10 protein-coding genes are annotated in these 11,265 nt (G+C 57.1%); 5 read left to right on the forward strand and 5 right to left on the reverse strand.

The genetic code is table 11. The features are described from left to right. The first annotated feature begins 155 nt into the window (after positions 1 to 155). Positions 156 to 1,847, forward strand: coding sequence for a methyl-accepting chemotaxis protein (locus tag EKN83_RS08500; RefSeq protein ID WP_025759944.1), 1,692 nt, complete (start codon positions 156 to 158; stop codon positions 1,845 to 1,847). 86 nt (positions 1,848 to 1,933) lie between these two features. On the opposite strand, the gene EKN83_RS08505 is transcribed toward EKN83_RS08500, so the two are convergent. From EKN83_RS08505 to EKN83_RS08520, 4 genes are all read right to left on the reverse strand, one after another. After that, on the reverse strand, positions 1,934 to 4,315 hold the full coding sequence (locus EKN83_RS08505; RefSeq protein ID WP_126800681.1) for a glucose/quinate/shikimate family membrane-bound PQQ-dependent dehydrogenase: 2,382 nt from the start codon (positions 4,313 to 4,315) through the stop codon (positions 1,934 to 1,936). A gap of 250 nt (positions 4,316 to 4,565) precedes the next feature. Further along, positions 4,566 to 5,489 (reverse strand): LysR substrate-binding domain-containing protein, encoded by a 924-nt coding sequence (locus EKN83_RS08510; protein ID WP_025756376.1) that lies wholly within the window; start codon positions 5,487 to 5,489, stop codon positions 4,566 to 4,568. 182 nt (positions 5,490 to 5,671) lie between these two features. Beyond that, entirely contained in the window at positions 5,672 to 6,553 is an 882-nt protein-coding gene (locus EKN83_RS08515; protein WP_045284350.1) for an SDR family oxidoreductase, read from the reverse strand. A 64-nt stretch (positions 6,554 to 6,617) separates the two neighbouring features. Further along, positions 6,618 to 7,007 (reverse strand): YdeI family stress tolerance OB fold protein, encoded by a 390-nt coding sequence (locus EKN83_RS08520; protein ID WP_126800682.1) that lies wholly within the window; start codon positions 7,005 to 7,007, stop codon positions 6,618 to 6,620. A gap of 138 nt (positions 7,008 to 7,145) precedes the next feature. On the opposite strand from EKN83_RS08520, the gene EKN83_RS08525 reads away from it, so the two are divergent. The 4 genes from EKN83_RS08525 to EKN83_RS08540 are packed head-to-tail and all read left to right on the forward strand — an operon-like array spanning position 7,146 to position 9,639. After that, positions 7,146 to 7,649, forward strand: coding sequence for a hypothetical protein (locus EKN83_RS08525; RefSeq protein WP_126800683.1), 504 nt, complete (start codon positions 7,146 to 7,148; stop codon positions 7,647 to 7,649). A gap of 9 nt (positions 7,650 to 7,658) precedes the next feature. Next, positions 7,659 to 8,105: a DUF421 domain-containing protein gene (locus EKN83_RS08530; RefSeq protein WP_025756379.1), complete on the forward strand. Its 447-nt coding sequence runs from the start codon at positions 7,659 to 7,661 to the stop codon at positions 8,103 to 8,105. Between the two features lie 11 nt (positions 8,106 to 8,116). Next, positions 8,117 to 8,635 (forward strand): 2-oxo-tetronate isomerase, encoded by a 519-nt coding sequence (locus tag EKN83_RS08535; protein ID WP_126800684.1) that lies wholly within the window; start codon positions 8,117 to 8,119, stop codon positions 8,633 to 8,635. Between the two features lie 17 nt (positions 8,636 to 8,652). Continuing rightward, positions 8,653 to 9,639, forward strand: a complete 987-nt coding sequence (locus EKN83_RS08540; RefSeq protein WP_045284352.1) for an SDR family oxidoreductase — start codon at positions 8,653 to 8,655, stop codon at positions 9,637 to 9,639. Here EKN83_RS08540 and EKN83_RS08545 read toward each other — a convergent pair whose 3' ends face one another. After that, on the reverse strand, positions 9,640 to 11,265 hold the full coding sequence (locus tag EKN83_RS08545; RefSeq protein ID WP_126800685.1) for an alpha-amylase family protein: 1,626 nt from the start codon (positions 11,263 to 11,265) through the stop codon (positions 9,640 to 9,642). It abuts the gene before it with no gap.

An 11,265-nucleotide genomic window follows, 5' to 3' on the forward strand; every position in this document is an offset into this window, starting at 1 on the left:
CTGCCAGCGGTTTTCCGCCGCTGGCGTTGCTTTAATATTCTTCTCTAAAGTGTGACCAGTGCGGCGTTTTTAGCCGTAATCTAAATCTCTGCCGTGCCGATGACTATCTGACAGGCGTGTTTTTACGCATCTTACCTACAAGAGAGTCGACGGTCATGGACAACACTACTTCGATGCCGGCGCAGCGCAAGCTGAGCTTCTTGCATCACATCAGGCTGGTTCCGCTGTTTTCCTCCATTCTCGGTGGCATTATTCTGCTTTTTGCCTTGAGCTCGGGTCTGGCAGGGTATTTCCTGCTACAGGCCGATAACGATCAGCAGGATGTTACATCCGAAATTCAGGTGCGTATGGGGCTGTCGAACAGCTCAAACCATCTGCGAACGGCGCGCATCAACATGATCCACGCCGGTGCGGCCAGCCGTATCGCAGAGATGGATGCCATGAAGCAGAACATCCGCGAGGCGGAAACGCGGATTAAGCAGTCCCAGGATAGCTTTACCGCCTACATGAACCGTTCCGTGCGCACCTCTGCCGACGAAGCGCTGGATGCTGACCTGAAAGCGCGCTACGACGCCTATATCGCGGGCCTGCAGCCGATGGTCAAATTTGCCAAAAACGGCATGTTCGAGGCCATCATCAACCACGAGAACGAAACGGCGCGTCCGCTGGATGACGCCTACAACGCCGTGTTGCTGAAGGCGATTAAGATCCGTACCGATCGCGCCAATGCGCTAACGGCACAGGCGCACAGCCGCACGCAGCTGGGGCTGATGTTTATGGTCGGCGCGTTTGCGCTGGCACTGGTGCTGACGGCGATGACCTTTGTTGTACTGCGCCGCACGGTGATCAACCCGCTGCAGCGTGCCGCAAAACGCATCGAAAATATCGCCAAAGGCGACCTGACGATGCCGGACGACGTGGCCGGACGCAGCGAAATTGGCCGCCTGACGCGCGATCTGCAAACCATGCAGCACTCCCTTGAAAACACCGTCGGTACCGTCCGTCAGGGGGCGGAGGAGATCTACCGCGGCACCAGCGAGATTTCAGCCGGTAATACCGATCTCTCTTCCCGTACCGAGCAGCAGGCGGCGGCCATTGAGCAGACCGCCGCCAGCATGGAACAGCTGACCGCGACGGTGAAACAGAACGCCGATAACGCCCACCATGCCAGCAAGCTGGCGGAAGATGCCTCCGGGAAAGCCAGCCGCGGCGGTCAGATGGTCTCCGGGGTGGTCAAAACCATGGGCAATATCTCCAGCAGTTCGAAGAAGATTTCCGAGATTACCGCGGTCATTAACAGCATTGCGTTCCAGACCAATATCCTGGCGCTGAACGCGGCGGTAGAAGCCGCGCGTGCGGGCGAGCAGGGGCGCGGTTTTGCCGTGGTGGCAAGCGAAGTCCGAACGCTTGCAAGCCGCAGTGCGAATGCCGCAAAAGAGATCGAAAGCCTGATCAACGAATCGGTTTCGCTGATTGACCAGGGCTCCGGTGAAGTGGTTGCCGCCGGTAATACCATGAACGAAATTGTCGAAGCGGTGAAACGCGTTACCGACATCATGCTGGAGATCGCCGCCGCGTCCGATGAGCAGAGCCGCGGTATCGTGCAGGTCAGCCAGGCGATTTCTGAGATGGATAAAGTGACCCAGCAGAACGCCTCGCTGGTGGAAGAAGCCTCTGCTGCGGCGGCGTCTCTGGAAGAACAGGGCGCACGTCTGACCGAGGCGGTCGGCGCGTTTCGTCTGAGCGGCGCGAAGCCGGGCCGCGCGGCAACCTCTGCGCCGGTGGCGAAGAGTGCGCCGTTGCGCCCCGCGGCAGCGGTTTCCGGAGATAACTGGGAGACGTTCTGAGTCGCCAGCAGTGTCGGGTGGCGCTTCGCTTACCCGACCTACGTATGGCCTACAAAAAGGGACCTTTCGGTCCCTTTTTTTATCTGTTACTGCTTATCGGGTAACGCGTACGCGATAACGTAATCACCGCGATCCGGCGACTGGCGTGCGCCACCGGCGTTAATGATAACGTACTGTTTACCCGTTTTCGGCGACACGTAGGTCATCGGGCCGGACTGGCTGCCGACCGGCAGGCGGTCTTTCCAGATCTCTTTCCCGGTGGCGGTATCAAACGCGCGCAGGTAGAAATCTTGCGTGCCGGCAAAGAACAGCAGGCCGGACTGCGTTGACAGCGACGCACCCAGCGTCGGCATCCCGATCGGGATGGGCATGTGCATGCGAATGCCGAGCGGGCCGGTATCTTCCACCGTGCCGACAGGAACCTGCCACACCAGCTTGCCGGATTTCAGGTCAACCGCCGACATGGTGCCAAACGGCGGTTTCTGACACGGAATGCCCAGCGGTGACAGGAAGCGCTCGCGCATCGCACCGAACGGTGTGCCGTCCATCGGGACAATCCCCATCTCAATGCCGCTGGCGTTTTTCGCCACCTTAGCGCGCGGCACCATGTAGTTTGCCAGACCCAGGCGCATGTCGTTGACGAACATCAGGCTGTTGTTCGGGTCAATGGAGACGCTGCCCCAGTTCATCCCACCGAGAGAGCCGGGGAACTGCAGGGAACGGTCGAGGCCAGGCGGGGTGAAGACACCCTGATGACGCATCTCCTTAAACTGAATGCGGCACAGCAGCAGGTCAACAGGCGTCGCCCCCCACATATCAGACTCGGTGAGCGTCTGGTTGCCTATCATTGGCATACCAACGGAGTACGGCTGGGTCGGAGAGTAGCGTTCACCTTCAACGTTGCCCGCCGGAACGGGACGTTCCTCAACCTTCGCCACTGGCTTACCGGTTTCGCGGTTAAGCATGAAAATCATGCCCTGCTTGCTGGTCTGTACCAGCACAGGCGTGGTGCCGCCTTTACCGTCTGGCAGATCGTACAGCAGCGGCTGGGAAGGCAGGTCAAAGTCCCACAGGTCGTGGTGAGTGGTCTGGAAATGCCAGCGGACCTGACCGGTGGCCGCGTCGACGGCGACGATGGACGAGCTGTACTTGTCGTCCAGCGCGGTGCGTTCACCTGCCCAGAAGTCTGGCGTGGCGTTGCCGGTGGGCAGGTAGATCAGGTTCAGTTTGGCGTCGTAGGACATCGCTGACCAGACGTTCGGCGTACCGCGGGTGTAGGTCTGGCCTTCCGGCGGCAGGCCGGTCAGGTTCGGATTACCCGGATCCCACGCCCAGGCCAGTTTACCGGTGTGAACGTCATACGCGCGCACCACGCCCGGCGGTTCGCCGGTGGAGTAGTTATCCGCGACGCGACCGCCGACCACGACGACATTCCCGGCAACCAGCGGCGTGGAGGTCTGCTGATAATAGCCCGGCTTGATCTCGCCCATGCCGACGCTCAGGTCAACGGTGCCATGGTCGCCAAAGTCTTCACAGACCTTGCCGGTATCCGCATTGATGGCAATCAGGCGAGCATCGGTGGTCGGCAGGAACAGGCGGCGAGAGCAGGCCGCTGGCTGTATCTCTGTCTGTGACGTTGTCACGTTTGAGCGATCTTCAAAATAGCCCAGACCGCGGCAGCGCTGCCAGTTAGGCGCCGTGGCTTTGGGATCGTAGCGCCATTTTTCTTTTCCGGAATCCACGTCCAGGGCCAGCACTTTGCTGTACGGGGTACACACATAGAGCGTGTCGCCAACCTGCAATGGCGTGTTCTGATCTTCCGCGCCGGAGCCGTTGCTCTGCGGAATATCGCCGGTGTGCGCAATCCAGGCGACCTTCAGGTCGTTGACGTTTTGCTTGTTAATCTGGTCCAGCGCGGCGAAGCGGTCGCCGTGCGTGGTGTTGCCCCAGTGCTCCCAGTTTTTTTGCTGCTCGCCGGGTGCGACGGGTTTAACCGGAACGGGCTCGTTTGCCGCCACGAGGGTCTGCGGCTTGAACATCCAGCCCAGGCTGACCAGCATAGCCACCGCGAGCAGCGCCGCAACGCCAAACGCAGGCGCCTTATTCGCCGTGCGGTGGTTGGCTGTACGCAGGAAAGGCCAGACGACGGCACAGAGGAACGCCAGCACTGCAAAGGTAAACAGGCGGGAGAAGAGCGGCCAGAAATCCCAGCCTGCATCGCTTACTGCCCAGAACAGCGAGGCGATAAACGCGATGGCGTAAAGCACGATCCCACTGCTGCGGTTGAGGAAAATCAGGACTGCGGCAATCAACATCGCCACACCCATCATCAGGAAGTAACCACTTCCGCCCACGGTGGCGAGCTTAAAGCCCAGACCGCCGACGGCCAGACCGATGAGCATCATCAGTCCGGCAAGAAACCACTGCAGAATACGCGGTATTCCACGTGGCGCGCTGCCAAATGCCATTTCTCTCTCCTTTAGATCCCCCGCTGTGTCGGGTATGTACCAGTTGGGTAATAAATGCGGTGGGATTGCTGATTGATACAGGTGAATTCGTTTTTATCAAACCGTTTGCGAACCATTTGGTGAATTCGCGGCTATGATAAAACTGTTAAATTGTTTTACGCAATTGTTAATGATTTATTCCGCATTATTTGATTAGCGCAGAGGACTGTTCCCTCTCCCCTTAGGGGAGAGGGTCAGCGTGAGGGGGGTATTAAACCGGCATCGATTTACGAATCGCGCTCAGCAGCGTCTGCGCGCCGGTGGAAAGCGGGGTATCCACCCGGGTTAAAATACCGATAGGTTCACCGGCGCCGGGAGAGGTTATCGGCAGGGCGGTCAATGTTCCCTGCCGCAAATCATCTTTCACCGCCCCGGAGGGGACGAACCAGACGTAGTCATAGTCCAGCGTGAGCTGGCGCGACAGCGAGGCCGAGAGCGTTTCGATACACCCTGAAGGGAGCGTACACCCCTGCATCTGCAGCAAGGTTTCGGCGGCCTGGCGCGGGACGGTCCCTTTCGGGCAAACCACCACCGGCCACTCCATGACGCGGCTTAAGGTGACGGTGTCCTGCAGCAGAGGATGATCGGGACGTACCACCAGCTTCAGCGATTCCAGGAATAACAATTCGTAGTTAAGACCGACCATCAGTTCGGGGTCGGACATCCGACCGATGCCGAGATCCAGTTCGCCCGATTTCAACCCGGCGAGCAACATGGTGTTATTCATGGTGGCAACCTGAAGCGTGGTATGCCGCTGTTGCTTGTGGAACTGGCCAATAACCGGAGGGAGAATGCCCAGCGCGGCGGTTGGCAGCGCACCCACGCGCACGACCTCGTGGGTTTGCTCTTCTTTTCGGTGCAGGGACTGGCCTGCGGTATTGAGCGCATCCAGGACTTTCACCGCGTGCGTCAGGAACTGTTCGCCCACGAGAGTAAGCTGTGCCCCTAACCGACCGCGGTCAAAAAGACGGGCACCGGTCAGCTGTTCCAGTTCATTAAGGGTTTTGGAGAGCGCGGGCTGGCTCAGGTTAAGGGTTTCAGCCGCACGCCCCAGTGTTCCCTGTTGAGCGACGGCCACAAATGTATGCAAATGGCGCAAGCGTATGCGCTGACTGAACAGACCATTTTTTTCCATAGGCGATGTTAAAAACAGAGCGATGCGGGTGACAAGTTAAGTTGTTTAATTTTGATAACTTGATAGCAAAATATTTTTAACATTTGATCTGTTTGAGTTACAACATGTTTTTCGGCAGGATCAGATAAGCGAACGTCCTTGTTCATTTATTGCTCATTGCTGGGTGGGAAAGGGAAACAGGTTTAGATCACGCCATCACCGCCGTCAGAACACCATACCTGACCGGAGGTAAATGAACATTCGTCCGAGGCCAGCGTGACGTACAGCGGGGCAATCTCGACGGGCTGACCCGGACGCCCCAGCGGCGTATCTCCCCCGAACTCCTTCACTTTTTCCATCGGCTGGCCGCCGCTGGATTGCAGTACCGTCCAGTAAGGGCCGGGGGCGACCGCGTTGACGCGAATGCCTTTCGGGCCGAGCTGTTTGGCTAAGGATTTGGTAAATACCGCCAGACAGGCTTTGGTCTGGGCATAATCCAGCAGCACGGGGCTGGGTTTCACCGCCTGCACGGAGGAGGTATTAATGATGACGGACGACGCTTTCAGATGGCGCAGCGCCGCCTTGGTGATCCAGAAAGGCGCGTAAACGTTGGTTTTGAACGTCGCGTCAAAGTCTTCGGTAGTCAGCTCCTCAAGGGATTCCCGGAACTGCTGACGACCCGCGTTGTTCACCAGAATGTCCAGACCGCCCAGTTTCGCAACGGCTTCCTCAACCAGGTTCTGGCAGAAGGTCTCATCCCGCACGTCGCCCGGCAGCGCCACGGCGGTGCGGCCCTCCGCTTTAATCAGGTCGATGACCTCAGCGGCATCTTTTTCTTCTTCAGGCAGGTAGTTGATGGCCACGTCAGCGCCTTCACGGGCATAGGCAATCGCCACCGCGCGACCGATACCGGAATCCCCACCGGTTATCAGCGCTTTTTTACCGGCAAGGCGACCATGCCCTTTGTAGCTTTTCTCCCCGTGGTCGGGTACAGGTTGCATTTCAGATGCCAGTCCCGGCGGCGTTTGCGGCTGTTCCGGGAACGGGGGTTGCGGGTAAGCGTTCGTACGTTGTGTATCACTCATAGCTGACTCCTTAAGCCAAGGGGTGAGATTTGATGGATAGATGCAGCGTTAACGCTTCGCTGAATTATTTCTGCAAACGATCAACACGGACGACGGCAGGGGATGATTTTTTATCAAGCGAACCGTTGATACTGATCATCTGGTCGGGTTTTACCGTTCTGCCGTCGAAGACTGCCTGGGGAATAATAACGTCGATTTTTCCGGTTTTATCCTGAAATACAAACTTATCGCCGCTACCATCAATAAGATTACCGCGCAAGGAAATGGTTGCACCATCGTGGAGCTGTTTTGCCTGATCGATGGTCATAATTCGCGCGTCATCGGTTCCGCGATATCCGCTATCAAGTGCGTGCGGTGGCGGTGGTGCTTCATCTTTTTGTAACCCGCCGTTATTATCTGCCCATACGGCCGGAACCAGAAATATTAAAAAAGCGGAAATAAGCGATAATTTCATCGGATATCCTTCATTTTAGGTGTCTTGACTTATTAAGTATTGTTGCTATTCCTTTAGGTGGCAAATGTGATAAGTCCTAAAAACATTCGCGTTAGAAATCAAAATTATCGGATAATAAGCGAAACGGTGACGATGGCCATGAAGCGTGAAAATGAAAAGTTACCCGGGATAGATGAAAGTTATCGCTTGCTGACGTTTGAATACGCGTTTCGTCAGGTAGGGTTTATTGTTCTTTTAGGTATTATCGTCGCGGCCATTGCCGGTCTGTTTTCAAGCGGAGTGGTTAGCGATACGGCGAAGACAAATGCCGATAAATCCCTGACCATCAATTATGAGCGCTTTGGCCGACGGGAGACGGAGACACGGATGCAGCTCGCGTTTCCGGTGAAAACGGAGGGGACCTATACCCTCAGCATCACCAGCGAGAGCAGCGATGCCTATGAGCCTGGCAGCGTCTGGCCTCAGCCGGACAGCATGTTCAGCCACGGCAACAGCCTCTATTTTGTTTATCACAACCTGAAAAAGACAGACACCTTTTCGGTATTACTCTTCACCACACCGTCCCGGGCCGGCAAATGGAACTCGGTCATCCGCGTAAACAACGGGCCGGAGATTAACATCTGGCAATTTATTTACCCGTAGGAGGCTGATATGGATATGGTCTTTCGTGCGCTGGCGATTTATCTGTTCCTCGTGGTGGTATTTAAAGTGGCCGGGCGACGCGCGCTGTTGCAGATGACCAGCTTCGATCTCATCCTGCTTCTGATAATTAGTGAAGCCACACAGCAGGCGCTTCTTGGCGAGGATTTTTCGGTCACCGGTGCGATGATTACGATTACTACCCTGGTGGTAGTGGATATTATTTTCGGGTTAATGAAGAAATATTTTTCGCCTGTAGAAAATATTCTTGATGGCACCCCCGTGATTCTGGTGGAAAACGGCATCCCCTTAGCGGATAAACTTAAAAAAGTCGATGTCTCCTGCGATGATATTCTGGTATCAGCGCGTCAGAATAATGGTATTACTGAAATGAGCGAAATTAAATATGCCATACTTGAACGCAATGGACATATTTCAATCATTCCTTTCGAGAAATAAGAGGCGGCAAGATGAGCAATCTTTTGCACGATAACCATTACACGGTGGGTGAACTGACAAAAAAGGTGGCGAGCAAATTAACCGATCTCGGGCTTCGCTTAACCACGGCGGAATCCTGCACCGGGGGAAAGCTCTCGGTGGCGCTTTGCGCAGAAGAGAACACCGCCGATTTTTATGATGTCGGTCTGGTGGTGTTCAGCGATGGCGCAAAAGAGCGGATCCTCGGCGTAAGCCAGCAGACGCTTGAGCGGTATACCGCCGTCAGTGAACAGACGGTCACCGAGATGGCTGCCAGTATCCGCGACATCGCCCAGGCGGATATTAGCATTGCCATCAGCGGCTACGCAGGCCCTGAAGGGGGCGACGATGGCACGGCGGCGGGAACGGTCTGTTTCGGCTGGAATATCCGTGGCCAGACGCACACCCGCACCGTGCTGTTCTCCGGCGACTGTCAGGACGTGGTGGAAAAGGCGGTGCAATTTTCACTGGCTGAACTGGTGAGCCTGTTATCCGACGGCAATAAAGGCTGAACGCAGGGGGAGGTTATATGGCAGTCATCGTGATTACCGGCGGAACCGCGGGCGTGGGAAAAGCCACGGCGCTGCACTTTGCCAGGGCAGGTTACGACGTCGGGCTTATCGCCCGCGATGAAGCCAGCCTGCACTCCACGCAGGAGGAGCTGCGGCGGTTTGGCGTCAATGCCCACGCCGTGCAGGCGGACGTCGCCGACAGTCAGGCGGTGGTGGATGCCGCCAACGAGATTGAGTATCGCCTCGGCGCGATTGATGTCTGGGTGAATAATGCCATGGGGGCGGTGCTGGCACCGTTTCGCACCCTGACACCGGATGAGTTTCGTCGCGTGACGGAGGTGACGTACCTCGGCTTTGTCAACGGCACGCGCGCCGCCCTTGAGCTGATGGTTCCCCGTGACAGGGGCGTGATTATCCAGGTCGGCTCGGCGCTGGCGTACCGATCCATCCCGCTGCAGTCAGCCTACTGCGGTGCCAAAGCGGCGATCCGCGGCTTTACCGACGCGGTGCGTACCGAGCTGATGCATGAGAACAGCCGGGTACAGCTTTCGATGGTGCAGATGCCGGGGCTCAATACGCCGCAGTTCGAATGGGCGCGCAATAAGTTCGCCTGGGCGATGCGCCCGGTGCCGCCGGTGTTTGAGCCTGAAGTGGCCGCCAGCGCCATTTTCCGGGTCGCACAAAAACCGGTTCGGGAGCTGTGGGTCGGCGGCAGTACCATCCAGTCGATTGTCGGGCAGTTCTTCTTCCCCGGTTTTCTTGACCGGCTGATGGTGAAAAAAGCCTGGGAAGGGCAGATGACCGACAACCTGAACGCACCGGATCGCCAGGACTATCTCGATCAACCGGTTAACGATCTGCACAAAATTCATGGTCGTTTTACTGACGAGGCGAAAACCCGCGCGTCGTCGGTGACCTCCGGTATGCCGGGCAAAGTGGCGTTAGGTGCCCTCGCGGTGGCGGGGATTGTGGTCACACGTCTGCTCACCCGCCGGAAGCGGTAATCAGCGCAGCGCGCTGCGGTGCGTCCAGAACCAGCGATAACCGTAGCCGCCAAGCGTGAGCTCAACGGTTTTACCGCAAATCAGGGCGTCATCGTAGCGCTTGTCTGCGAGGCAGGCAGTCCAGGTGGCGTTGCGGATCCCCTTCGCCGTAAACTGCACCGGCTGGTCGCTAAAGTTAACGAAGGTGAGGATGCTGCGCTCGTCGGTCTCATAATAGAGGCCCAGTACCGCGTCATGATCGAGGGTGATAAGCCGAAACGGCGCCACGGCAATTTCAGGAAACTCCGAGCGGGTATTGGCAATATCAATGATCCGGTGCAGCAGCGAATTGCGGTGAAGCAGCGAATCGGCGACGTTCACCTTTTGATAGCGGTACGGACCGTGGTCGATGATTGGGGCAATAAAACGCTGCGGATCCGCCGCGGAAAAACCGCCCCCCTGCGATCCGGCCCACTGCATCGGGGTGCGGACAGCGTAGCGCTCCTCCAGCTCCAGATCGTCGCCCATGCCTATCTCATCGCCATAGCGCATCACCGGGACGCCTGGCAGGGAAAAGAGCACCGCGTGGCAGAACGCCAGCCGCTTCCGATCGCCATTGAGCATCGGTGCCAGGCGGCGGCGGATCCCGCGCTGGTAGACGTTCATCTCTTCGTCAGGGGCGAAGGTGTCGAGAACAAACTGTTTATCTTTCTGAGAGATGCCTTCCAGATCCAGCTCGTCATGATTGCGCAGCCAGTTGGCGAAACAGCATGAATCCGGCGGGACGATCATTTTCTTCACCGCGTTGCGCAGCGGGCGGGCGCTCTTCCGGGCCAGGCTGACGTAGAAATACTTGTTAAGCCAGAAATTGAGGACCAGATTCAGCCGGTCATTGTTGCCAAAATAGTCCCGATAGGTTTCCACCTCGACATCAACTTCCCCCAGAAGGATTGCGTCCGGATTGTGCTGCTCAATCAGACGGCGCATATGCTCGAGGATCCACAACCCCTTTTTCTCATCACCGTTTCCTGCCTGGGTGGTAAGATGGGACGCGGCATCCAGGCGGAATCCCGACACCCCCAGCTTGAGCCAGAAAAGAATGATGTTCTCAATCTCTTTTAGTACCGCGGGAGAGGTCAGATTCAGATCCGGCTCGTGGCGATAGAACATGTGCCGATAGTATTGTCCCGCCTCGTCATCCCAGCTCCAGATGCTCTTTTCCACGCCGGGGAACATCGGGGGCGTATCGTCGTCGTCATTATCCGACCAGAGATAGTAATCACGATACGGTGACGCCGGGTTGCGACGGGCCTGCTGGAACCAGGGATGGGCGTCCGAGGTATGCTGGATCAGCAGCTCAATAATGACCTGCATGCCCAGCTCCCGGGCCTGCTCGATAAAGGCGATGATGTCGGCCAGCTTTCCGAAGCGGGGATCCACCTGGAGATGGTCGCTGACGTCGTAACCTTCATCAAGAAAAGGGGTGAGATAAAACGGGGTGATCCAGATAACCGTCGCGCCCATGCGGCGAATATAACGCAGCTTGGCCGCGATCCCGGCGATGTCCCCGCAGCCATCGCCGTTTAAATCATAAAAGAGCGCGGTATCAATCTGGTAAATAATGGCCCGTGTATGCCAGCCTGCCAT

Source organism: Enterobacter sp. WCHEn090032 (assembly GCF_003986875.1).
In the GTDB taxonomy this organism is placed as follows: domain Bacteria; phylum Pseudomonadota; class Gammaproteobacteria; order Enterobacterales; family Enterobacteriaceae; genus Enterobacter; species Enterobacter sichuanensis.

Excerpts from the sequence above, each read along its gene's own strand:
- EKN83_RS08500 (WP_025759944.1), top strand. The coding sequence starts at position 156 with ATGGACAACACTACTTCGATGCCGGCGCAGCGCAAGCTGAGCTTCTTG.
- EKN83_RS08505 (WP_126800681.1), bottom strand. The coding sequence starts at position 4,315 with ATGGCATTTGGCAGCGCGCCACGTGGAATACCGCGTATTCTGCAGTGG.
- EKN83_RS08510 (WP_025756376.1), bottom strand. The coding sequence starts at position 5,489 with ATGGAAAAAAATGGTCTGTTCAGTCAGCGCATACGCTTGCGCCATTTG.
- EKN83_RS08515 (WP_045284350.1), bottom strand. The coding sequence starts at position 6,553 with ATGAGTGATACACAACGTACGAACGCTTACCCGCAACCCCCGTTCCCG.
- EKN83_RS08520 (WP_126800682.1), bottom strand. The coding sequence starts at position 7,007 with ATGAAATTATCGCTTATTTCCGCTTTTTTAATATTTCTGGTTCCGGCC.
- EKN83_RS08525 (WP_126800683.1), top strand. The coding sequence starts at position 7,146 with ATGAAGCGTGAAAATGAAAAGTTACCCGGGATAGATGAAAGTTATCGC.
- EKN83_RS08530 (WP_025756379.1), top strand. The coding sequence starts at position 7,659 with ATGGATATGGTCTTTCGTGCGCTGGCGATTTATCTGTTCCTCGTGGTG.
- EKN83_RS08535 (WP_126800684.1), top strand. The coding sequence starts at position 8,117 with ATGAGCAATCTTTTGCACGATAACCATTACACGGTGGGTGAACTGACA.
- EKN83_RS08540 (WP_045284352.1), top strand. The coding sequence starts at position 8,653 with ATGGCAGTCATCGTGATTACCGGCGGAACCGCGGGCGTGGGAAAAGCC.
- EKN83_RS08545 (WP_126800685.1), bottom strand. The coding sequence starts at position 11,265 with ATGGCAGGCTGGCATACACGGGCCATTATTTACCAGATTGATACCGCG.